Annotated in this window: 19 protein-coding genes; 17 read left to right on the top strand and 2 right to left on the bottom strand. The window is 63.8% G+C overall.

Going from position 1 to position 22,432, the window contains the following annotated elements; all coding sequences use genetic code 11:
- Nucleotides 1–9 precede the first annotated feature (9 nt).
- The 16 genes from GJ700_RS20955 to GJ700_RS21030 all read left to right on the top strand — a co-directional run bounded on the left by GJ700_RS20955 (nucleotide 10) and on the right by GJ700_RS21030 (nucleotide 17,522).
- A complete protein-coding gene (locus tag GJ700_RS20955) occupies nucleotides 10–1,251 on the top strand; it encodes a glycosyltransferase (RefSeq protein ID WP_154377506.1) in 1,242 nt (413 codons plus the stop codon).
- On the top strand, nucleotides 1,248–2,798 hold the full coding sequence (locus GJ700_RS20960; protein ID WP_154377508.1) for an oligosaccharide flippase family protein: 1,551 nt from the start codon (nucleotides 1,248–1,250) through the stop codon (nucleotides 2,796–2,798). Before GJ700_RS20955 ends, GJ700_RS20960 begins: the two co-directional genes overlap by 4 nt.
- A complete protein-coding gene (locus tag GJ700_RS20965; RefSeq protein ID WP_229507142.1) occupies nucleotides 2,795–3,256 on the top strand; it encodes a serine O-acetyltransferase in 462 nt (153 codons plus the stop codon). Before GJ700_RS20960 ends, GJ700_RS20965 begins: the two co-directional genes overlap by 4 nt.
- Nucleotides 3,256–4,356, top strand: coding sequence for a glycosyltransferase family 4 protein (locus GJ700_RS20970; protein ID WP_229507143.1), 1,101 nt, complete (start codon nucleotides 3,256–3,258; stop codon nucleotides 4,354–4,356). The genes GJ700_RS20965 and GJ700_RS20970 overlap by 1 nt, the downstream gene beginning before the upstream one ends.
- Nucleotides 4,357–4,416: 60 nt before the next feature.
- Nucleotides 4,417–4,866 carry a UDP-N-acetylglucosamine--LPS N-acetylglucosamine transferase gene (locus GJ700_RS20975; protein ID WP_154377510.1) on the top strand — a complete coding sequence of 150 codons (450 nt, stop codon included), beginning with the start codon at nucleotides 4,417–4,419 and terminating at the stop codon, nucleotides 4,864–4,866.
- The gene (locus tag GJ700_RS20980) at nucleotides 4,863–5,357 is read left to right on the top strand and encodes a glycosyltransferase (protein ID WP_195763968.1); all 495 of its coding nucleotides are present in this window, start codon (nucleotides 4,863–4,865) and stop codon (nucleotides 5,355–5,357) included. Before GJ700_RS20975 ends, GJ700_RS20980 begins: the two co-directional genes overlap by 4 nt.
- Nucleotides 5,358–5,491: 134 nt before the next feature.
- Nucleotides 5,492–6,772, top strand: a complete 1,281-nt coding sequence (locus tag GJ700_RS20985; protein WP_154377514.1) for a nucleotide sugar dehydrogenase — start codon at nucleotides 5,492–5,494, stop codon at nucleotides 6,770–6,772.
- Between the two features lie 9 nt (nucleotides 6,773–6,781).
- A complete protein-coding gene (gene galE / locus GJ700_RS20990; protein WP_154377516.1) occupies nucleotides 6,782–7,780 on the top strand; it encodes a UDP-glucose 4-epimerase GalE in 999 nt (332 codons plus the stop codon).
- Between the two features lie 78 nt (nucleotides 7,781–7,858).
- Nucleotides 7,859–9,016 (top strand): nucleotidyltransferase family protein, encoded by a 1,158-nt coding sequence (locus GJ700_RS20995; RefSeq protein WP_154377518.1) that lies wholly within the window; start codon nucleotides 7,859–7,861, stop codon nucleotides 9,014–9,016.
- Between the two features lie 2 nt (nucleotides 9,017–9,018).
- A complete protein-coding gene (locus GJ700_RS21000; RefSeq protein WP_154377520.1) occupies nucleotides 9,019–10,440 on the top strand; it encodes a mannose-1-phosphate guanylyltransferase/mannose-6-phosphate isomerase in 1,422 nt (473 codons plus the stop codon).
- A 37-nt stretch (nucleotides 10,441–10,477) separates the two neighbouring features.
- Nucleotides 10,478–11,494: a TIGR03790 family protein gene (locus GJ700_RS21005; RefSeq protein ID WP_154377522.1), complete on the top strand. Its 1,017-nt coding sequence runs from the start codon at nucleotides 10,478–10,480 to the stop codon at nucleotides 11,492–11,494.
- 237 nt (nucleotides 11,495–11,731) lie between these two features.
- Nucleotides 11,732–14,731, top strand: coding sequence for an ExeM/NucH family extracellular endonuclease (locus tag GJ700_RS21010; protein ID WP_154377524.1), 3,000 nt, complete (start codon nucleotides 11,732–11,734; stop codon nucleotides 14,729–14,731).
- Between the two features lie 22 nt (nucleotides 14,732–14,753).
- Nucleotides 14,754–15,356: an NF038129 family PEP-CTERM protein gene (locus tag GJ700_RS21015; RefSeq protein ID WP_154377526.1), complete on the top strand. Its 603-nt coding sequence runs from the start codon at nucleotides 14,754–14,756 to the stop codon at nucleotides 15,354–15,356.
- Between the two features lie 207 nt (nucleotides 15,357–15,563).
- A complete protein-coding gene (locus tag GJ700_RS21020; RefSeq protein WP_154377528.1) occupies nucleotides 15,564–16,268 on the top strand; it encodes a winged helix-turn-helix domain-containing protein in 705 nt (234 codons plus the stop codon).
- Nucleotides 16,268–17,116 (top strand): LuxR C-terminal-related transcriptional regulator, encoded by an 849-nt coding sequence (locus tag GJ700_RS21025; protein WP_154377530.1) that lies wholly within the window; start codon nucleotides 16,268–16,270, stop codon nucleotides 17,114–17,116. The genes GJ700_RS21020 and GJ700_RS21025 overlap by 1 nt, the downstream gene beginning before the upstream one ends.
- A gap of 43 nt (nucleotides 17,117–17,159) precedes the next feature.
- On the top strand, nucleotides 17,160–17,522 hold the full coding sequence (locus GJ700_RS21030; protein ID WP_154377532.1) for a hypothetical protein: 363 nt from the start codon (nucleotides 17,160–17,162) through the stop codon (nucleotides 17,520–17,522).
- A 93-nt stretch (nucleotides 17,523–17,615) separates the two neighbouring features.
- Here the strand turns inward: GJ700_RS21030 and GJ700_RS21035 are convergent, their stop codons facing one another.
- Nucleotides 17,616–20,819 carry a S8 family serine peptidase gene (locus GJ700_RS21035; protein WP_154377534.1) on the bottom strand — a complete coding sequence of 1,068 codons (3,204 nt, stop codon included), beginning with the start codon at nucleotides 20,817–20,819 and terminating at the stop codon, nucleotides 17,616–17,618.
- A gap of 36 nt (nucleotides 20,820–20,855) precedes the next feature.
- Nucleotides 20,856–21,608, bottom strand: a complete 753-nt coding sequence (locus GJ700_RS21040; protein ID WP_154377536.1) for an NF038120 family PEP-CTERM protein — start codon at nucleotides 21,606–21,608, stop codon at nucleotides 20,856–20,858.
- 375 nt (nucleotides 21,609–21,983) lie between these two features.
- Between GJ700_RS21040 and gspG the strand changes: the two genes are divergently transcribed.
- Nucleotides 21,984–22,427, top strand: a complete 444-nt coding sequence (gene gspG, locus GJ700_RS21045) for a type II secretion system major pseudopilin GspG (protein ID WP_154377538.1) — start codon at nucleotides 21,984–21,986, stop codon at nucleotides 22,425–22,427.
- The last annotated feature ends 5 nt before the right edge of the window (nucleotides 22,428–22,432 follow it).

The raw sequence follows: 22,432 nt of genomic DNA on the forward strand, positions 1-22,432 counted from the left end.
ATTTTGTATTTGAGCAGGGAACCGCATCCGAGTTTCCGTCCCGATATCGCGACCTTGTTTGGCCGCTGCCTGCCGCAGCACGGCGTGGCCAGCGACATGGTGGCATTGCACGAAGGCGCGGAAGCGCCGTGGCCGGCCGGCAAGGCGCTGGTGCGGCGCGGGCAGGGCAGGGCGGGGCGGTTGCTGGCGCGCTGGCGCGTGGCGTTCGACCTGTTCCGGCTGGCGCGCCAGCCCGGCTATGACGCCGTGCAGGTGCGCGACCGCATCGGCGGTGCGCTGATCGGCCTGCTGGCCGCGCGCCGCGCGGGACTGCCATTTTTTTACTGGATGTCGCTGCCATTTCCCGATGCGTGGCAAGACCTGGGGCGCGGCACGGAAGCGAACAGCGCATCGCGGCTGGGCCGCTTGCGCTGGCAATGGCGCGGCAACCTGGCCGCCTTCATCCTGTACCGCATCGTACTGCCCCGCGCCGACCATATCTTCGTGCAAAGCGCCGCCATGCGGACCTTGCTGGCCGGTAAAGGCTTACCGGCAGAAAATATGACGCCGGTGCCGATGGGCGTCGCGCTGCCGGAGGCGCTGAACGACATCGCGCCATCGGACGATCCCCGCCTGCAAGGGCGCAAGGTGCTGGTGTACCTGGGCGCGCTGGAACGCATGCGCCATCCGGAAGTCATGATCGAAGCCATGGTGGACATCAAGCGCGCGCATCCCGATGCGCTGCTGGTGCTGGTCGGCGATTCGCAAAATCCCGGCGAGCGGGCCTGGCTGGAAAGCGAGATCGACCGCCTCGGTGTGCGCGAACACGCGCTGATCACGGGCTGGATGGCGCCGCAGCAGGCGTGGCGCTACTTGCGCGCCGCCACCATCGGCCTGTCGCCGTTTCCCCGCAGCCGCACGCTGGAAGTGGCGTCGCCCACCAAGGTGTGCGAATACCTGGCGTATGGCGTGCCGGTGGTGGCGAACGACCAGCCGGACCAGGCGGCGTTGCTGGAACAGACCGGCGGCGGACTGTGCGTGCCGCTGACGGCGCAAGGCTTTGCCCAGGGCGTATGCGCGTTGCTGGCCGATCCGCAGCGCGCGCAGGCGATGGCGCAACAGGGGCGTGACCGTATCGGGCGCTTGCGCAGCTATGACGTGCTGGCGGAACAATTGGCGGCGCAATACCGGCGCCTGCTGGGGCGCGGCGCCGATGGCGCGCAGACCCGTGGCAGCACGGCGCGCGGTACCGCGGAAAGCGCGGCGCCATGAGCGGCAGTCCGTACGGCGGCAAGGCCCTCAAGTCCGGCATGGCGGCATTCCTGGCCGGGCGGGGCGCGTCCGCGCTGTTGACGTTTACCGCGTTTGCGCTGGCTGCCCGCCTGTTGCCGCTGGCTGAATATGGCCACTACGCGGCGGCGCTGGCGTTGATGGAACTGGCGCTGGCGTTGTCGTCCGGCGGCCTGGAGTGGGTTTCCGCGCGCGTGCTGCCGGAGGCGCGCATGCAGGCGGGCGGGCGCGCCACGGTGCGCCTGTTGCTGCAAATTGCCGGCCTGCAGGGGGCGCTGGTGCTGGCGACCGCGACCGTCGTGTCGCTGGCCGCGCCGTTGCTGGCGTCCCTGCTGGGCATGCCGGAAGCGCGTCACGCCTTCATGCTGGCCGGCGTGCTGGTGGCGGTGGAAGGCATCGGACGCCTGTCGCGCGACCAGATGCTGGGCTTGCTGATGGAACAGCGCTTTGGCCAGATCGCCCAGGTGGTGCGCGCCGGCACGCTGGTGCTGCAGCTGTGGCTGTCGCCGGGCAGCGGCACTGCGATGGACGCGAACGCCATGCTGTGGCTGGAAATTACCGCCGGGATTTGCGCGCTGATGGTGGGGACGGCATTGCTGGCGCTGTGCCTGTGGCGCCTGCGGCCGGTGCCGGCGGTGCAGCCTGGCTGGCAACCGCCGCCACGCCGCGTGCTGGCGCGCCTGGCCTGGCACAACTTCGCCAACTACCTGCTGTCGCTGCTGTACGGCCCGCAAATCATCACCATGCTGGTGGCCCGGGTATTGGGAGCGGAAGCGGTGGCCGTATATGGCTTTGCCCGCGCCTTTGCCGACCAGGTGCGGCGTTACCTGCCCACCGACTTGCTGCAAAGCGTGGTGCGGCCCGCGCTGATCGCGTATTACGCCAGCGGCAGGAGCTTCAGTGAACTCAGCGTGCGGCTGGGCCTGTGGCTGAAAAGTTCACTGATGGCGCTGTTCCCGTTGCTGGTGCTGTTCACCGCGTTCGGCGAACAGGGCATGGCAGTGATCGGCGGCGCGCGCTATGCGCAAGCCTGGCCCGTGGTGGTGTTGCTGCTGTGCGGCGCCGCCACCATGGCGTGCCGCCGGGTGCTGGAACTGGGCTGCAACACGGTGTTGCAGTCCGATATTTGTGTGCGCGCCACGGTGGCGCTGCTGGCCACGCCGCCGCTGATCGCGCTGGTGCTGTATGCGACGGAGCGCTTGCTGCCCGCCGTGGCGCTGGCCGTTGCCGCCGAATGCATCTTTTGCTGGCGCGTGATTCAGGGTTTGAAACAACGGGGTTATATGGGACATTGGGATGTACAGGGCGGCGTGCGGCTGCTGCTGGCGTGGGGCGCCGCATCGGCGCTGTTGCTGGCAGCGCAACGCGCGGTGGAATTCACGGCGCCGATGGCGATCGTGGCGGTGGCGCTGGTCTCGGCCGGCGCGCTGCGCGCGGCCGTGCCGCTCAGCGCGGACGAGGGCAGGCTGATCGCCGGCTGGAATGGCCGCCTGGCGCGGCTGGTGGGCAGCAGGAGGGTGGCGGCATGATGGTGGTTCGCATTTATCGCATCGCCCACTGGCTGCACCGCCGCCGCGTGCCGCTGCTGCCATTCCTGCTGAAAAGTGTGAACCGCATTCTGTTTGCCGTCGTGTTGCCGCCGTCGGCCATCGTGGGACGCAACGTGCTGTTCAGCTATGAAGGGCTGGGCACCATCATCCACAAGCGCGCCGTGATCGGCGACGATGCCGTGATCGGCGCCGGTGTCACCATCGGCGGACGTTCCGGCAGCACGGGCGTGCCCCGCATCGGCAAAGGCGCGTTCATCGGCGGCGGCGCCAAGGTGATCGGCGATATCCGTATCGGCGACTATGCGTCGATCGGCGCCAACGCGGTGGTGATGGAAGATGTGCCCGATTACGGCGTGGCCGTCGGCATTCCCGCCCGCGTGGTGCGCATCAACCAGCCGTCCGACATGCCGAATTACCGCTCGTTCCAGGAGCCGTGATGGAAACGCGTGTCGTGATGATCGGTACGTCGCTCGATGCCCCGGGCGGCATGACTTCCGTGGTGCGCATGTACCGCGACATGGGTTTGTTCGACGCGTGGAACGTGCGCTATATCGCCTCGTATGAAAAGCCCGGCAAGTTCACGCAATTGCGCGTGATGGCGGGCGCGCTGGCGGCATTCGTGTGGCTGCTGGTGCGCGGCAAGGTCGGCTTGCTGCACGTGCACTCGGCGTCGCGCGGCAGTTTCTGGCGCAAGTCTGTGTTTTGCGCGCTGGCGCGGCTGTTTGGCGTGCCTTACGTGTTTCATTTGCACAGCGGCGAATTCCCCGTGTTTTACGACAAGGAATGCAGCCCCCGCGCACAGCGCTGGGTGCGCCGCACGCTGGAAGGCGCGCAGGCGCTCGTGGCGCTGACCGGCCAGTGGCAGACGGCGCTGCGGCGCATTGCGCCCGGCGCCGCCATCACGGTGCTGGGCAACCCGGTGCGCGTACCGTCCGCGTTGCCGGCGGCGCACGGCGCCACGCCGCCGCACTTGCTGTTCCTGGGCCGCTTGCGCGACAAGAAGGGCGTGTACGACATCGTGCGCGCCATGCCCGCCGTGCTGGCGCGCTATCCGGATGCCGTGTTCACACTGGCCGGGGACGGCGACCTGGAGGGGGCGGCGCGGCTGGCGCGCGAACTGAACGTGGAAAGGGCGCTGCGCTTGCCGGGCTGGGTCGATGGCGAGGCCAAGGATGCGCTGGTGGCGCAGGCCACCATGCTGCTGCTGCCATCGTATTTCGAAGGCTTGCCCGTTTGCGTGCTGGAAGCGATGGCGGACGGCATCCCCGTGGTCGCCACCACCGTGGGCGGCATCCCGGAAGCGTTGGACCATGGCCGCTGCGGCTTGCTGCACGCGCCTGGCGACGTGGAAGCGCTGGCCCAGGCGGTACTGGCGTTGCTGGACGACCCGGCGCGCCGCCATGCGCTGCGCGAAGCCGCGTTTGCCCGCGCACAGCATGCGTATTCGGCGCCTGCGGTGCGGGGCGCGGTCGATGCGCTGTATGGCGAAGCCTTGTCGCAGGAGAAGGCCAAGGGTGAAGCGCGCACTGTGCGCTAGCGAACATTTAATTTTTATCAATAATGATAAATTGCTCTTGTTGAGTTAAAGAGGTATGCAATGGTAAAGAAGGTATTGGCAGTTGCTTCCGGCGGCGGCCACTGGGTGCAGTTGCTGCGGCTGCGTCCGGCATTTGAAGGGCAGGACGTCGCCTATGTCACGGTACAGCCCAGCTATGCCAGCCAGGTGCCCGGCAGCCGCTTTTATGCGGTGACGGATGCGACCCGCTGGAGCCGCTGGGACCTGGTGAAAATGATTTGCCAGGTCAGCTGGATCGTGCTGCGCGAGCGGCCGGACGTGGTCATCACCACCGGCGCGGCGCCCGGTGTCGTGGCTTTGCGCATGGGTAAGTTCCTGGGGGCGAAAACCGTTTGGCTCGACAGTATTGCCAATGTCGAACACATTTCCATGTCGGGTGAAAAAGTCAAAAGTTTTACCGACCTGTGGCTGACGCAATGGCCGCACCTGGCGGGCAAGGATGGTCCGGCTTGCCACGGGAGTGTATTGTGACGACGATTTTTGTGACGGTCGGCTCGCAAATGCCGTTCGACCGGCTGGTGTCGGCCGTCGACCTGTGGGCCGAGCATGTCAGGCCGGATGCCGACATCTTTGCGCAAATCGGCGACAGCCAGTACCGTCCCCGCGCCATGCGCTATACCCAATCGCTGACCCCGGCGGAATTCGCGCACACGGTGGCGCAGGCGGACGTGATCGTGGCCCATGCCGGCATGGGTTCCGTGCTGACCGGCATGGAGCTGGGCAAACCGCTGGTGCTGATGCCGCGCCGCGGCGATTTGCAGGAAACCCGCAACGACCACCAGATCGCCACGGCGCACTGGCTGGCGCAGCGGCCCGGCATTTTCGTGGCCGAGCGGGACGCCGATTTACCGGACGCGCTGGCCGCCGCCATGGCGGCGTCGAAAGGCAGCGCCGCGATCTCGCCCTATGCGTCGCCGGACTTGCTCGCCGCAGTCAGGCAGTTTATTGTGCATGTGCGCTAGAAAATACTGCAACGCGGCAAAAATACCGGCGAATTATTGGTATGTCATGTGGCCTACATATGGTTGGCATACACTGAATTGCGCCGTGCAATGATATTATTCAAACTTCAATACTAATTTACAGGATGTCATCTATGTCTACTATTGCGGTCATCGGCCTCGGCTACGTTGGTTTGCCTCTGGTGATTGAGTTCGGCAAGCACACGCGCACGATCGGTTTCGACATTGCCCAGTCCAAGGTCGATGCATGCCAGCGCGGCACGGACCCATCGCGCGAGTTGACCGACGAAGAAGTGCAAGCCGCCAAACTGGCTGAGTACACTTCCGACCCGGCCAAGCTGGGCGAAGCGGACATGATTATCGTGGCGGTGCCGACCCCGGTCGACAATGCCCACAACCCGGATTTCACGCCGCTGATCGGCGCCAGCCGCAGCGTCGGCAAGCACATGAAAAAAGGCGCCACCGTCGTTTATGAATCGACCGTGTACCCGGGCGCCACCGAAGAAGTGTGCATCCCTGTGCTGGAAAAAGAGTCGGGCATGAAATGGAAGGAAGGCTTCTTCGTCGGTTACTCGCCGGAGCGCATCAACCCGGGCGACAAGGAACACACGCTGACGACGATCTTGAAAGTGGTGTCGGGCGATACGCCGGAAACGCTGGAAAAAGTCGCGAAAATGTACGAGCTGATCGTCAAGCCTGGCGTGCACCGCACGTCGTCGATCAAGGCGGCGGAAGCGTGCAAAGTCATTGAAAACACGCAGCGCGACCTGAACATCGCGCTGATGAACGAACTGGCCATCCTGTTCGGCAAGATCGGCATCGATACCGCCGAAGTGCTGAAAGCCGCTGGCACCAAGTGGAACTTCCTGAAGTTCTCGCCGGGCCTGGTCGGCGGCCACTGCATCGGCGTGGACCCGTACTACCTGACCCACAAGGCTGAACAGCTGGGCTACAACCCGCAAGTGATCCTGGCGGGCCGCCGCATCAACGACGGCATGGCGAAATACGTGGCGGAACAGACCATCAAGCAAATGATCGCGGCCGGCAGCTACATCAAGGGCGCGAAAGTCAACGTGCTGGGCCTGACCTTCAAGGAAAACTGTGCCGACCTGCGCAACTCCAAGGTTGCCGACGTCATCAACGAACTGAAAGCGTATGGCGTGGACGTGTTCGTGCACGACCCGTATGCCGATCCGGAAGAAGCCAAGCATGAATATGGCGTGGAACTGACCAAGTTCGACGACTTGCCGCGCGCCGACGCGGTGGTGGCGGCCGTGCCGCACAAATCGCTGCTGGCGCTGTCGGCCGACGATTATGCGCGCAAGCTGGTCAAGGGCGGCTGCTTCATCGACATCAAGTCGGTGCACGACGAGCAGGCGCTGCGCGCTGCCGGCCTGTGCGTCTGGCGCATGTAAGGTGACCGCATGAAGATCCTGGTCACTGGCGGCATGGGGTTTATCGGTTCGCATACCTGCGTGGAATTGCTGGCCGAGGGGCACGACGTGGTCGTGCTCGACAACCTGTCGAATGCCGATATTTCCGTCTACGAGCGCGTGCAGCGCATCGCCGGCCGGTCCTATGCATTCGTGCAAGCCGACTTGCGTGACCGGGAAGCGTTGCGGTCCGTGTTCCGCGACTACGCGATCGATGCGGTGGTGCATTTCGCCGGCCTGAAAGCGGTCGGCGAATCCGTGCAAAAACCGCTCGAGTACTACGACAACAACGTGGTGGGCAGCCTGGTGCTGTTTGAAACCATGGCGGAAGCGGGCTGCAAGTCGCTGGTCTTCAGCTCATCGGCGACCGTGTACGGCGATCCCGCGTCGGTGCCGATCCGCGAGGATTTCCCGCTGTCGGCCACCAATCCGTATGGCCGCAGCAAGCTGATGATCGAAGAGATCCTGCGCGACCTGGGCCGCGCCGATCCGTCGTGGAAGGTGGCGCTGCTGCGCTACTTCAATCCGGTGGGCGCGCACGAAAGCGGCCTGATCGGCGAAGCGCCGAGCGGTATTCCCAATAACCTGATGCCGTATGTCTCGCAGGTGGCGTTTGGCCAGCGCGAATTCCTCAATGTCTTCGGCGACGATTATGCGACGCCGGATGGTACCGGCGTGCGCGATTACATCCACGTGGTCGATCTTGCGATCGGTCACTTGCGCGCGTTATCCAAGCTGGCGACAGTAAATGGCGTGCATGCATACAATTTGGGGACCGGGCGCGGCAACAGCGTACTGGAAATGGTGCGCGCTTTTGAACAAGCCAGTGGCCGCACCGTTCCGTACCGTATTGCACCGCGCCGCGATGGCGACATCGCCGCCTGTTATGCCGACACCAGCTATGCCGAGCGCGAGCTGAACTGGAAGGCCGAACGCGGCATCGCGCAAATGTGCGCCGATGCCTGGCGCTGGCAAAGCTCCTCCCGCTAGAAAGGTCTCCCTGAGTCAGGCAGACCGGCGGGATAGGGAGTCCGCCCGGTCTGATTGAATTCACCTCAAGGAGCAACTATGAAAGCGATGATTCTGGCCGCAGGTAAGGGTACGCGCGTCCGTCCCCTGACTTACGATTTACCGAAACCAATGATTCCGATCCTGGGCAAGCCTGTCATGGCTTACCTGGTCGAGCACCTGGCCCGCTTCGGCATCACGGAAATCATGGTCAACGTCAGTTACCTTCACGAAAAGATCGAAGAGTATTTCGGCGAAGGCCACCAGTTCGGCGTCCAGATCGGTTATTCCTTCGAAGGCTATACCAACAACGATGGCGAAGTGGTGCCGGAACCGCTGGGTTCCGCAGGCGGCATGCGCAAGATCCAGGATTTCGGCCGTTTTTTTGATGAAACCACGATCGTGCTGTGCGGCGACGCCATCATCGACCTCGACATCAAATCCGCCCTGTTCGAACACCGCCGCAAAGGTGCGCTGGCCACCGTCATCACGCGTGAAGTGCCGTGGGACAAGGTCTCGTCGTATGGCGTGGTGGTGACGGAAGACGATGGCCGCATCAAGGCGTTCCAGGAAAAGCCATCGCGGGAAACGGCGCTGTCGAACCTGGCGTCGACCGGCATCTACATCTTCGAGCCGCAGGTGCTGGAACTGATCCCCAACGACCGTCCGTTCGACATCGGTTCCGAACTGTTCCCGCTGCTGGTGGAAAAAGGCATGCCGTTCTACGCGCAGGCGCGCAAGTTCGACTGGATCGATATCGGCAGCGTCAAGGATTACTGGGAAGTGCTGCAAAGCGTGCTGCTGGGCGAAGTGGCCAACATGAAAGTGCCTGGCATCCAGGTCGACGACGGCCTGTGGGTGGGCCTCAATACCAGCATCGACTGGAGCAACGGCACCCGCATCGAAGGGCCGGTCTACCTGGGATCCGGCGTCAAGGTCGATGCCGGCGCCTGCATCATCGGCCCGAGCTGGATCGGCCACGGCAGCCACATCTGCTCCGGCGCGGAAGTGGTGAAGAGTGTGTTGTTCGAATATACTCGTGTGTTACCGGACGTTACGCTGGAAGAATTAATTGTCTTCAAAGACTATAGTGTCGACCGCGCCGGCGAAATGAAACATATTTCGCAGTATGAGCAGGGCGAGTGGGCCAATGCCCGCGACCGCCGCAGCCGCCGCCGGCAGGAAGAAGAAATGTCTCTTAAATTGGAACACGCTTAATAATGAAAATTTATCCGATCATCCTGTCCGGCGGCGCTGGCACACGTTTGTGGCCGTTGTCGCGGGCAGTGTTGCCGAAGCAGTTGCTGCCGCTCGTTACTGAAAAAACCATGTTGCAGGAAACCGCGCTGCGTGTTTCCGGTGTTGCTGAAATGCAAGCGCCGCTGATCGTCTGCGGCAACGACCACCGCTTCCTGGTGGCCGAGCAAATGCGTGAAGCGCACATCAAGCCGCTGGCCATCCTGCTGGAGCCGGTCGGCCGCAACACGGCGCCGGCAGTGGCGGCGGCCGCCAACTATGTGAAGGCAATCGATGCGGATGCAATGATGCTGGTGCTGCCGGCGGACCACGTGATCAATGACGTCGCGGCGTTCCACGCCGCTGTCGGCCGTGCCGCCGCGCTGGCGCACGAAGGCGCGCTGGCCACGTTCGGCATCGTGCCGACGGCGCCGGAAACGGGTTATGGCTACATCAAGAGTGGCGCCCTGGTCAAAGGCGCGGCAGGCGACGGCTATCAGGTCGAACGTTTCGTGGAAAAGCCGGACCGCGCCACGGCGGAAACGTTCGTCAAGGCCGGCACGTATTTCTGGAACAGCGGCATGTTCCTGTTCCGCGCCGATGCGTATCTGCGCGAGCTGGAGCAATATGCGCCGGAGATGGCGAAAGCAGCCGCGGCTGCCGTGCAAAACGATTACAGCGACCTGGATTTCTGCCGCCTCGATGAAGCGGCGTTCACGGCCAGCCCGTCCGATTCGATCGATTACGCGGTGATGGAAAAGACCAAGCACGCGGTCGTGGTGCCGGCCGATATCGGTTGGAGCGACGTCGGTTCGTGGTCGGCGCTGCATGAGGTGCAGCAGAAGGACAGCAACGGCAACGTCACGCGCGGCGATGTGTACCTCGACGGCGTGTCCGGTTCGCTGGTGCGCGCCGAATCGCGCATCGTGGCCGTGGTGGGCGTCAAGGACGTGGTCGTGGTGGAAACCAATGACGCCGTGCTGGTGGCCCACAAGGACCAGGTGCAGCGCGTCAAGCAGATCGTCGACCACTTGAAATCGCAGGACCGCACGGAACACCTGATGCACCGTAAAGTGTTCCGTCCGTGGGGCAGCTACGAAGGCATCGACGTGGGCGACCGCTTCCAGGTCAAGCGCATCATCGTCAACCCGGGCGGCAAATTGTCGCTGCAAATGCACCATCACCGCGCGGAACACTGGGTGGTGGTGTCCGGCACGGCGCGCGTCACGTGCGGCGACGAAGTCAAGCTGTTGACGGAAAACGAATCCACGTATATCCCGATCGGCATGAACCACCGCCTGGAGAATCCGGGCAAGGTGCCGCTGCACTTGATCGAAGTGCAGTCCGGCAGCTACCTGGGCGAAGACGATATCGTGCGTTTCGAGGATGTCTATCAGCGCACCTGATCTCCGCAACGCTGCGGCCGGGATAAGGCGGGGCGCGATGCTGGCCGTGGCCCTGGCATTTCTCCCGGCGGCCCACCCGGCGCGGGCGCAATCGCCCCGCCTGCCCACGGCATTGCAGCCGCCGCAGCTGGCCGTGATCGTCAATGACGACGATCCGGACAGCGTCGCCATCGCCGAACAGTACCGCGCCAGGCGCGCCATCCCCGAAGAGAACATCGTCCATGTGCGGATTCCCGGCAAACCGCGCAAGATGGACGCCGCGCAATTTGCCCGGCTGAAGCAGGAAATCGACAGCCGCCTGACTTCCCGCATCCAGGCTGTGCTGATGGCATGGACCGCGCCATATGCGGTCGAATGCCAGGGCATTACCGCCGCTTATACGCTGGGCTTCGACCCCGCGCTGTGCAGCAAGCCTTGCGGACCCGGCAAGCCCAGCCCGTATTTCAATACGCCATCGCGCCAGCCGTACACGGATTTCGGCATGCGCATTTCCATGCTGCTGCCCGCCTCGGAACGGGAACTGGCCACCGCGCTGATCGCGCGCGGCATCGCCGCCACCGCGCAGGCCAAGCCGCCCCGTGCGGGTGCCTATTACGTGCTGACGCCGGACAAGGCGCGCAACAGCCGCGCACCGTTCTTTCCACGTCCCGGCATGCTGAAAGGGAAAGACGTGGAAATGCGCGTGATCCAGGGCGCGGCGCTGGAAAATGCGGACGACGTCCTGGTGTATCAGATCGGCGCGGCCACCGTCGGCAAACTCGATACCGTGCATTTCGTGCCCGGCGCGCTGGCCGACCACCTGACGTCGCTGGGCGGCGATTTGCTGGGCTCGACGCAAATGAGCAGCCTGCGCTGGCTGGAGGCGGGCGCCACGGCCAGCTATGGCGCCGTCAGCGAGCCATGTAATTACTGGCAAAAGTTTCCCCATCCCGCCGTGCTGCTATCGCGCTATGTGCGCGGCGACAGTGCAATCGAAGCGTATTGGAAAAGCGTGGCCTGGCCCGCGCAGGGCGTGTTCATCGGCGAGCCGCTGGCCGCGCCGTATCACAACTGACACGCCGGCCACTGTTGTATCCATGCTCATAACGCATGGAGTGCAGCCTCTAATTTCACATTGCAAGCCCCGTGAAACCCGCATTGCTGTGTGGTTTCCTGTGTGCATTAGTCCGTTCGGATCAATGTCGTGTCATTAACGCGTCATGTGCTTCTATTAATATGCAAAACATAACAATAAGTACATTTTGTTAATGTTGGCGCCGCCAGCAGCCGCCCCTCACCACAGGAATTCCAAATGAAACAACACACCTTGCACGCCATGCCGGGACGCATGACCGTTCTGGCAGCCTTGCTGGCAGGCTTGTCCGCCCCGGCATTTGCCGCTTCTGAAAACATTGTCATCAGCCAGGTCTATGGCGCGGGCGGCAATGGCACCGGCGCCACCGGCGCGGTCCTCAAGCATGATTACATCGAGCTGTTCAACCGTGGTTCCACGGCGGTATCGCTCAATGGCTGGAGCGTGCAATATGCGTCGTCCACCGGCACGTCGTGGCAAGTGACGCCGCTGACCAACGTGACGCTGGAACCGGGCCAGTATTACCTGGTGCAGGAAGCGGCCGGCGCGGGCGGCACGGCCAGCACCGTGGTGGCGGACAAAGTGGGCACCATTGCGATGGCGGCGGCCTCGGGCAAGGTGGCGCTGGTGTCCAGCACGACGGCGCTGACGGGCGGCAACCCAACGGGCGGCACGGTGGTCGACTTCGTCGGCTACGGCGGCGCCAACGCGTTTGAAGGCGCGGGCCCGACGGCCACGCTGGGCAACCTGCTGTCCGCCTATCGCGGCAACGACGGTTGCGTGGAAACCGACAACAACAACACTGACTTCGCGACGGCAGTACCGGCGCCGCGCAACACGGTGACGGAAAAACGCCTGTGCTCCGTGACGCCGCAAAAACCGATCGTGGCCACCTGTCCGTCGGCGCTGGCGCTGGCGCAAGGCTATGCCGGCAGCGCGGCGCTGTCCGCCACCGACCTGGACGGTATCGTCAATGGCGCCACGATTTCGTCGGGCGCAATGACCGGCCTGTCGCTGACCGGCTTCACGGCGGCGTCGGAAGAGGGCGGCACCGCCACCGTCAGCCTGACGGCGGCCGACAGCCTCGCGGTTGGAAATTACCCGGTGACGGTGCAGTTCACCAACAACCAGGGCCAGACCGGTTCCTGCCCGCTGACGGTGAAAATTTCCGGCCTGGCTGCCGTGACGAAAACCATCCCTGAAATCCAGGGTTCCGGCGCCACCAGCCCGTACAACAATACCGCGCAAACCACGGAAGGTATCGTGACCCTGAAAGTGGGCACCGGCTTCTTCCTGCAGGATATGAACGGCGACGGCAATCCGGACACGTCGGACGGCATCTTCATTTACACGGCCAACAGCCCGGCCAACGTGCAGGCGGGTGACAAGGTGCGCGTGACGGGCACGGTGACGGAATACACGCCGACCGGCGCCTCCCGTTCGTACACGGAAATCAAGGATGTGACGGCGGCCGTCGTCATGGCGACCGGCTACACCATTACGTCAACCAACGTGGTGCTGGGCGATAACCTGGCCAAAGTGGAAGGCATGCTGGTCAACTTCACGCAGCCGCTGACCGTCAACCAGGTGGAGTTCCTGGGCGACCGTGGCGAAGTCACGCTGGCCAATGGCCGCCTGGAAGTGCCGACCAACCGCTATCCGGCCCGCACTGCGGAAGCGTACGCGCTGGCCGCATCGAACGCGGCCGGCATGATCGTGCTGGATGACGGCATCTTCACCACGCCAACCACGATTCCGTACATCGGCCAGGACAACACGCTGCGCGTGGGCGACACCGTCACCAGCCTGACCGGCGTGATCGACTTCGGCGCCATCGGCGGCGGCGGCGCGGCCTTCAAGCTGCAGCCGGTGGCCGCACCGCAATTCTCGCGCACCAATCCGCGCGAAGATGCGCCAGCCCTGCCGCTTGGCAACGTCAAGGTGGCCAGCGCCAACGTGCTGAACTTCTTCACCACGTTTGCCAACGGCACCGACGTCGAAGGCCGCACGGGCCAGGGCTGCAAGATCGGCAATACCACGTCGGCCGGCAATTGCCGCGGCGCCAACAACCTGACGGAATTCATCCGCCAGCGCGACAAGATCGTGGCCAAGCTGAAGGCCATCGACGCGGACGTGGTCGGCCTGATGGAAATCCAGAACAATGGCGAATATGCGGTGACGTACCTGACCAATGCGCTGAACGCCGCCATCGGCGCGCCAGTGTATGCGGTGGTGCCGGCGCCGGCCGCATCGGGCACCGATGCGATCCGCGTGGCCATGATTTACAAGCCATCCAAACTGACCCTGGTGGGCGGCGCGCTGTCCGATGGCGACGCCATCAACAACCGCGCACCGATGGCGCAAACCTTCACGGCCGCCAACGGCGAAAAATTCTCGCTGATCGTCAACCACCTGAAATCCAAAGGCAGCTGCCCGAATTCCGGCGCGGATGCCGACCAGGGTGACAGCCAGGGCTGCTGGAACGCCAACCGCATCCTGCAGGCACAGCGCCTGGTCAACACCTTCGTGCCGCAAGTGGTGGCAGCGGCCGGTGATCCGGACGTGCTGCTGATCGGCGACATGAACTCGTACGGCATGGAAGACCCGATCGCCACCATGACCGGCGCGGGCTTCGTCAACCAGCTGGAACGCTTCATCCGCCCGAACGGCACGCCGTATTCGTACGTCTTCGGCAGCAACAGCGGTTACCTGGACCACGCGCTGGCCAGTGCGGCGCTGAGCCCGCAAGTGGCGGGCGCCGCCGAGTGGCACGTCAATGCGGACGAACCGACCGTGATCGACTACAACCTGGAATCAAAGCCGCAAGACTTGTACACGGCGCTGCCATACCGCGCGTCGGACCACGATCCGGTCGTCGTCAGCCTGAATCTGCAGCCGAAGTTCGTCGATGTGACGGGCAGTGTGCGCCTGACGCAGCAGGGCGCCGCGTATAACCGCGTGACGCTGAAATATGTTGCGGCGGTGACCATCACCAACACCAGCAATGCACCGCTGACCGGTCCGTTCCAGCTGAAGCTCAATGGCCTGACCGCCGGCCTCACGCTGGACAATGCCAACGGCATGTACGAGGGCGCGCCTTACGTCACGGTGAACACGACGCTGGCGCCAGGCGCCGTCATCAATGTGCCGCTGACGTTCTCGGGCCCGGCACGCCTGATGGTGACGTACACGCCGAAGTTCTATCGCGGCTCGTTCTGAATTTAATCGCTAGGAAAAGAAAATGATCAATACCTTCATGCATTTCGTGCGCCGCGCGGCGCTGGCCGTGGCGCTGGCCGCCACCAGCAGCCTGGCCGTCGCCGGCACCATCCATGTGTCCATCGACAGCAGCGCATTCGATACCGATACCGGTTACCTGGATATGTACATGTCCGCCACCACCGGCGTGCCGCTGGCCACCGCGACGATTTCCAACCTCACCGGTTTCGACAAGTCGAGCCGCGATGACTTCTGGAGCTTTGGTTTCACTGAAACCGCCGATGGCTATGTGCTGCGCAACGATACGCTGAACGACCTGTTGCATGCGGTCAGCTTCGGCGGCGAACTGGCGTTCGACGTGACGTTTGCCGGCGATTTCGACAAGGACATCTCGTATGTCTCGCACCTGTTCATCTCGGCATTCGACAGCGACTTCCTGCCACTGGGCCAGTTCGATCCGCGCACCAATGCATTGCTGGACTTGACGTGGACCCCGTCGCAAACCGAAGGCGGCCAAGGCAGCGTCGGCACCGTGCCGGAACCCGGCATCTGGCTGCTGATGGGCACGGGCGCCATCGGCATGGCGCTGGCGCGCCGCCGCCGTACCGGCAAGCAAGCAGCCTGAGCTTGTTGTAAAAGCGCACCATCGCGTGCGCGCTGACACCGTCAAAAAACGCACTGCTTTTCATAGGGCAGTGCGTTTTTCTTTCTGTTGCTGAGGGCGCGCAGATTTAGACGAAATTTGAATCAAACTTCTATTTAAATTGTATTAGTGCTGACAAGCAGGGGTAATGCATAGTTAAATTCTGCCTTTTTTCATCACTGGTGCATCATGCCTGCCCGGATACTTGTATTAGACAGCGACCCTGCAGTCCAAGATCTGATGTCGCTGAACCTGCGCCAGGCCGGCCACGAGCCGGCTTGCCTCGCGGATGCTGAAAGCGCATTACTACAATTTGAAGATTTCCTGCCTGACCTGTTGCTGGTGGAATGGGAATTGCCCGGCCAGTCCGGCCTGTCGCTGACCCGCCGTCTGCGCGCACTGCCGCGCACGCGCGATTTGCCCATCATCATGGTGACGGCCCGCGCAGCCGAGGCGGACCGCATCATGGCGCTCGAATGCGGCGCCGACGATGTCATGACCAAGCCCTTCAGCCCCCGCGAAATGCTGGCGCGCATGCATGCGGTGCTGCGCCGCCGCCAGCCGCATGCATCGCCCGGGGCCGTGCAAATGGCAGGCTTGCGGCTCGATCCCGGCACCTTGCGCGTGATGGCGGGAGAACGGCAAGTGCCGCTGGGCCGCGTGGAATTTCGCCTGCTCAACTTCCTGATGCAGCACCCGGAGCGCGTGCACAGCCGCGCCCACTTGCTGGACCAGGTGTGGGGCCGCCACGTCTACCTCGACGAACGTACCGTTGACGCCCACGTGGGCCGCCTGCGCAGCGCGCTGCAACCGTCCGGGCATCACGACCATATCGAAACCGTGCGCGGCAGCGGCTACCGCTTCGTTGCGTGGGATGCTTCCTGCGCTGCCTGATGCGGGATCGTGTCGCAGTGGATTTGCCCGTCATTCTCAGCAAACTGGAGCAGGAATACCTGCTGGGCGCCATCGAAGCGGCGTTGCCGATCGACCACCCGCGCCGCCTGTTCCTGTGGGCACAGGGCCAGTTGCAGGCGCTGTTGCCGCACCAGGCGCTGGTCTGCCTGCGGCTCGATGGCGATGGGCAGGTGCGCGACGTCCAGTGCCTGTATGGCGCCGTGCTGGAGCGTGGTGCGCTGGAGCGGCTGTGTGGCGCGGATGGCGGCCTGGCCGCGCAACTGGCGCAGCAATGGCGCACCGGACCGGTCCGGCCCGCCATCCTGGAAATCGACCCCATGCCGGACGCCCCGGGGCAACAGCGGCTGGCGCCGTTGCGGTCCGCGCTGCTGGCCGCGCACCGGCACACGCAGGATGGCAACCTGTTTGCCAATGCGCTGGTGCATGGCAGCGGCGCATTGCCCGGTGGCGGGACTTTTTTTGCGCTGTTCGGCATGCCATTCCGCCCCGGTCCGCGCCACGCATATTTCCTGGAACTGCTGATGCCGCACTTGCACATGGCGTTGCTGCGTATTGTCGCCAGCGGCGCCGTGCCGGATGCGGTGGCGCTGCCTGCCCAGGAAGCGGGCAGGCCGGTCAGCCCGCGTGAAGTGGAAATCCTGCAATGGGTGCGTGAAGGCAAAAACAATGAAGAAATCGGCCGCATCCTCGGCATCAGCGGCTGGACCGTGAAAAACCATTTGCAGCGCATCTATAAGACCATGGGCGTCAACAACCGCGCGCAGGCGGTGGCGCGGGGCATCGCATTGCGGTTGCTGGCGCCTGCCGGCAGCCGGCTGCCGCACTGAAGGTATATAGTGGCGCTGTCTGTCCCACTTCCGGGGAGTTGCCGTGCGCAAGTTGCCGATCCTGATCTGTTCCCTGGTATTCAATAGCGCGTGCGCCGGTCCGGATGGCGATGCGCTGGCCCGCCTGCGCGCGTTGGGCGCCGCATCGCAATGCCGCCAGGCAACCGATTGCCGCACGGTGCCGGTCGGTGTGCGCGCCTGTGGCGGACCGGCTTCCTATCTCGCCGTGGCAACGGCCGATGAAGCGGCCGCGCTGGAGTTGGCGCGGCGCCACGCCGCGCAGCGCCGCGAAGAAATGGCCCGCACGCCGGAGCCGCCGTCGACGTGTGAAATGATCCGCGATCCCGGTGCGCAGTGCGTGGCGGGGCGCTGCGTCGCAGGCAACACCGCGCTGCCAAGCGAATAACGCCGCACCCCAAAAAAAACGCCGCACTTCGTGAGAAGTACGGCGTTCAAAATGCGCCGGCTTGCGCCGGCGCTGCCTCAAGGGCGCACTTACTTAATTCGCTGCGGTCGTGCTCTTCGCGGTGGCCGCTGCCGGCAGCGGATCGGTTGCATCCACCGATACCAGCGTGGTGCTGGTGGTGCCGCCCGAGCCAACCAGTTGCACCGCACCCAGGTACTCCTTGCCTGCGGTCAGGCCGGACCAGCTGGTTGCCACGGTACCGGTGCCGCCGGTGTAGACGATGGCCGGCGCGGTGGCCTTGAAGTTGCCGCCGGTGTCGGCGGTGGTCAGGACCCACGAGCTCATCGTGTAGGTAGCGTTGCCGTTCAGTGGAGCGTAGCCCAGCACGCAGACACGGTAGGTGCCGGCAGCCGGCGCCGTCATCGTGATCAGCTCGTTCGACGTTGCGGTGCCGCTGCTGCCGACGATGGCGCCTGCGCTGTTCAGCACGAACAGGTCCAGGTCGTCGGTGCCGCCGGCCTGGTAGCCGCTGGTGTCTTCATCTTTCAGCGAGAAGCGTGCCGCCAGTGCGCCGGCAGGAATCGTCACCAGGGTCGACGTCACGCCGGAACCGCCGCCCGCCATGCAGGCTGCCACGCCGCCGTCAGCCGTCTTGTCGACGCCCACGGCGCCGGAGGTGCGGGTTGCCTGTTTCAGGCCGGCTTTCTTCACCGTCATCGGGCCGGTGTAGCCGGTGCCGATGGTCAGCGCCTGGGTGCCGCTGGTGGCTTCGCTGGAGATTTCAGCACGGGCTGCGATCATGGCGGCTTTTGCCGTCAGCGGGCTGCGTACCGTGTGGGTGCCGTCGCTCCAGGTCAGCGAACCGTAACTCCAGACGCCTTGCGCGGCGCTGTTGTTGGTCAGGTTGACGGTGAAGGTGGCTTTCGCGCCTGGCGCCAGGGTCAGCGTCGATGGCGAAACCGTCACGGTGTAGCCTGGCAGGGTAGCGGACGCGGTGTACGTCGCTTCGCTGTCGCCCACGTTGGTCACGGTACGGGTGATCGATGCCTTGCCCAGCACTTCCGCAATGGTGATCGACGGCAGGTTCAGGTTGTATGGCTGGATCGAACCGAGGGTGGTGCAGTTGGCGCTGTTGGCAGCCAGCTTGCCCAGGCCGCACAGGTAGCGGATCCAGTCCACGGCGTTGGCGTCGTACACCAGGCCAGGGTCGGCAGCCAGGTTCGGCTGCACGTGGCCCGCGCCTTGCGACCATGGCAGCTGGCCGTTCGACATGCCGGCCACGCCGTCATTGTAGGTGCCGTAGGCGGTGGTCATCAGCGCCGACTTGATGGCCGCAGGCGACCAGGTCGGGTGCAGGTTGCGCAGCAGGGCGCCCAGGCCGGCCACGTGGGGGCTCGACATCGACGTGCCTTGCAGCGATGCCCAGGCGGCGTCCGGCACCACGGTGCCGTCGATGATGGCGGCGTGCAGCTCAGGGTTGCCCGGTGCGGAAACAGCGGCAATGATGTCCACGCCAGGCGCGGTCAGGTCAGGTTTCAGCGTGTTCAGGTCGCCCTTGTTCGGGCCACGGGACGAGAAGCCGGCCATTTTCGGCGCCAGGGTTGCGCCCACCGAGGCAACCGCCTTGGTCAGCGACGACGTCGCATCCGGATGCGCATTGACCCAGGTCTTGATGGCGGCGCCATCGGCTGCGGAGACGTGGATCGCCGGCAGCACGTGCAGGTCGGCCACCAGGCCGGCGCCGTTGTCGGCCAGGATCATGCCGGCGCCGCCGGCAGCCAGCACGGCCGCGCCCTTGTCGACGCGGGCAGTGGTGCCACGGTCGCAGACGACCACCTTGCCGGCCACTTTGGCCGGGTCCAGCTTGACGGCTGCGGTGATCTTGAAGCCCGGGTTCAGCGTCGCGTCAGCGCGGTCCTTGTCGGTGTAGCACAGGCCCACACCGGCTTTGTCGGAAGCGGACATGCTGGCGTATGGCGTCACGGCCGCGTTACGCGCCAGGATGGTTGGCACATTGGCCAGTTCGGTCTGGTTGTACGATGCGCCGCTGTAGGTGCCCGCGCCCGGTACGGTGACGCTGGCGCCCATGAAGCGGTTGTGGGTCGATGCGGCGACCGTGGTCAGCCATGGGCTGATGTGGGCCACGGCATTGCCCGGACCGGAGTTGCCGGCCGAAGCGGCCACGAACACGCCCGCGTTGGCGGCGTTGAAGAACGCCACTTCGACGGAATCCATCACGTTGGTTTGCGAACCGGAGATCGAGAAGTTGATGACGTCCACGCCATCCTTGACCGCGGTTTCAATCGCCTTCACGGAGTCGGACGTGAAGCAGCTGTTCGATACGCCGCTGCCGTCTTCGGCTGCCGCATCCAGGTACGACCAGCACACCTTGTAGGCGGCCAGGCGGGCGCGAGGCGCCACGCCGGAAACGTCGCCGACAGCGATGCCGCCCATCTTGGCGGCCACCATCGAATTACCGCCTGCCGTGGTGGACGTGTGCACGCCGTGGCCGCCTTTGTTGCCGGCATCAGAGCCGCCACGGAAGGCGTCGCGCGGCGACGCGAAGTCGCTGATGTGCGGGGTCTTCTTCTGTGCCTTGAAGCTGGTGTCGAAGAAGCGGGCGCCGATCAGCTTGTTGTTGCAATGCGCGGTGGTGAAGCCCGGACCGGTTTCGCAGGTGCCTTTCCAGTCGGCAGGCGGCGCGCCATAGACCTGGGTGCCCGATGGGTCGATGGTTGGACGGCCATTGGCGTCCACGCGGTCGGCGTAGCCTGGGTTTTCCGGCCACACGCCGCTGTCGACGATACCGATGATGACGTTTTCACCGGCGGAAGCTTTGCCGCCCAGCTTGTCCCACAGGCCGCTGCCCGGCTTGTCCAGGCCCAGGAAGGCCGGCGTGTAGGTGGTTTCCAGCTTGCGTGGTTCGTCCACGGTGATGGCGGCGACGGCGCTGTTTTTCTTCAGGGCGCGTACTTCGTCGTCGGTCAGCAGGGCGGCGAAGCCGTTGAAGACGGTGTTGTACTGGTGCAGGATGGTGGCGTTGGCCACGGTGGCTTGCACGCTGGCCTGTTTCTGGTCCAGGTAAGCCATGTAGGCTTGCACGTCGGCGGCCGAGACATCGAGCTTGCCGGTGGCGGGCTTGGTGGCTGGCAGGCCGGCGACTTCACCGGTGTACGAGGCGACCGGCTTGTCTGCCAGTTGCACGATGTAAGAACGGCGCACTTCCTGTGCGTTGATGGTGGTGGCGATGCTGGCGACGAGCACCAGCACGCCCAGCGATACTGGACGGAGTTTCATGTTCGGTTCCTAAATTGTCGGAGTCTGAAGACGTGTTTACTTGGCGGCGCGGCGGCGGCGCGAAGCCATGCCCATGCCTGCGGCGCCCAGCATCAGCAGGGCGATCGAGCCCGGCTCTGGAACAGTCGTCAGTTGCAGGTCGTCGATGGCGAATTGCGCCATGTTGCCGGCCGGCTCGTCGACGGAATTGATGCAGCTGGTGTCGGTGAAGATGCACGAGCTGATCGACAGGCTTTCCAGGTGCGTTTGCGCCCAGTCGGTGCCCAAGTCCCAGTGGTCGAACATGAAATCGCCGTTGGCGTTCTGGCCGGCGAAGTTGCGGCTTGCCGTGATGATGCCGCCGCCGACTTTCATGCCGGTCAGGATCAGCTGGCCGTAGCTGGCGTCAGGCAGGCCGGCGAGCGGGCCGACGAAGGCGAAGTTCAGGGCGCTGATCTGGAAATCGTTGAAGGCGCTGCCGAAGTTGACGGAACCGTCATTGGTGCCGGCGTAGTACTGCGATGCGCTGTCCGGGCACGCCAGGATGGTGCAGGCGGCATCGCCGGCCTTGATGGTCATGCCGGAGCCGGCTTCCGCATCCATGCCGAAGAGTTGTGCGATGGGGCTGGCCTTGGCGGTCAGCATGTAGTCGCCCATCTGTACCGATTCATTGCCGTTGAGGGCGATCGGAGTGATGGTGTTGAAATCCACGACGGAAGTAATCGAGGCTTGTGCTGCAGGCGCCCAGAGCGTGGCGCCGAACACGGCCGTTGCCATGGCGGACTTCAGAATGGAGCGGGTGCGTATCATGTATCTTCCCTTGAGTTTGTAGTTGCAGGTGGTCCTGCTGATCTATTTTGGCTTGGCTGGGGTACAGCCAAGTGTGTCCCCGGCTCTCCTCCGGGATTTCGCAATATAGCAATTGAGACAATGAACGTGAGAAAATTTTCAACGTTGATAATTCACAAGTTACAAAGTTTTAACAAATTTTGTTTTCTTTGCACTATTGCGATGTGTGACTAATAGTTACAATAAAACTTGTTGAAATTAACTGGAAACGTGTTGCGAAATTTCACATGACTAGACGATTGTTGACACACATCAATCGAAACATTGTCGGATCATCAAAGCCCGTGGTAGGCTCTCAGGTCCCTTCGTTCCAGGTAGTACTTGAGGAGTTTTTTGATGCAAGCAGCAAAGATTCAAAGCAACATCGGAGTACGCCGCGCTCAAGGTTTTACGCTGCTGGAATTGCTGGTGGTGATCGTGATCATTGGCTTGCTGGCGGCATATGTCGGTCCCAAATATTTCTCCCAGCTGGGCAAATCCGAAGTCACCGTAGCCAAAGCCCAGATCGAAGCGTTTGAAAAATCGCTGGACACCTACCGTCTCGATGTCGGCCGTTATCCGACCGCCGAGGAAGGCTTGAATGCCCTGTTGACGGCGCCTGCATCGGCCGGCGCCAAGTGGAATGGGCCTTACCTGAAAAAAGGCATCCCGCCGGATCCATGGGGCCGCGCCTACCTGTACCGCGCACCCGGCACCAAGGCCGAGTATGAAATCGTCTCGCTCGGCAAGGATGGCCAGCCCGGTGGCGAAGGCGAAAACGCCGACATCTCTTCGCAATAACATTT

It is taken from the genome of Pseudoduganella rivuli (assembly GCF_009674485.1).
GTDB classification, from domain to species: Bacteria; Pseudomonadota; Gammaproteobacteria; order Burkholderiales; family Burkholderiaceae_D; genus Rugamonas; species Rugamonas rivuli_B.

Coding starts and splice junctions, on each gene's coding strand:
- GJ700_RS20960 (WP_154377508.1), top strand. CDS start 1,248: ATGAGCGGCAGTCCGTACGGCGGCAAGGCCCTCAAGTCCGGCATGGCG.
- GJ700_RS20965 (WP_229507142.1), top strand. CDS start 2,795: ATGATGGTGGTTCGCATTTATCGCATCGCCCACTGGCTGCACCGCCGC.
- GJ700_RS20970 (WP_229507143.1), top strand. CDS start 3,256: ATGGAAACGCGTGTCGTGATGATCGGTACGTCGCTCGATGCCCCGGGC.
- GJ700_RS20975 (WP_154377510.1), top strand. CDS start 4,417: ATGGTAAAGAAGGTATTGGCAGTTGCTTCCGGCGGCGGCCACTGGGTG.
- GJ700_RS20985 (WP_154377514.1), top strand. CDS start 5,492: ATGTCTACTATTGCGGTCATCGGCCTCGGCTACGTTGGTTTGCCTCTG.
- galE (WP_154377516.1), top strand. CDS start 6,782: ATGAAGATCCTGGTCACTGGCGGCATGGGGTTTATCGGTTCGCATACC.
- GJ700_RS20995 (WP_154377518.1), top strand. CDS start 7,859: ATGAAAGCGATGATTCTGGCCGCAGGTAAGGGTACGCGCGTCCGTCCC.
- GJ700_RS21000 (WP_154377520.1), top strand. CDS start 9,019: ATGAAAATTTATCCGATCATCCTGTCCGGCGGCGCTGGCACACGTTTG.
- GJ700_RS21005 (WP_154377522.1), top strand. CDS start 10,478: ATGCTGGCCGTGGCCCTGGCATTTCTCCCGGCGGCCCACCCGGCGCGG.
- GJ700_RS21010 (WP_154377524.1), top strand. CDS start 11,732: ATGAAACAACACACCTTGCACGCCATGCCGGGACGCATGACCGTTCTG.
- GJ700_RS21015 (WP_154377526.1), top strand. CDS start 14,754: ATGATCAATACCTTCATGCATTTCGTGCGCCGCGCGGCGCTGGCCGTG.
- GJ700_RS21020 (WP_154377528.1), top strand. CDS start 15,564: ATGCCTGCCCGGATACTTGTATTAGACAGCGACCCTGCAGTCCAAGAT.
- GJ700_RS21025 (WP_154377530.1), top strand. CDS start 16,268: ATGCGGGATCGTGTCGCAGTGGATTTGCCCGTCATTCTCAGCAAACTG.
- GJ700_RS21035 (WP_154377534.1), bottom strand. CDS start 20,819: ATGAAACTCCGTCCAGTATCGCTGGGCGTGCTGGTGCTCGTCGCCAGC.
- GJ700_RS21040 (WP_154377536.1), bottom strand. CDS start 21,608: ATGATACGCACCCGCTCCATTCTGAAGTCCGCCATGGCAACGGCCGTG.
- gspG (WP_154377538.1), top strand. CDS start 21,984: ATGCAAGCAGCAAAGATTCAAAGCAACATCGGAGTACGCCGCGCTCAA.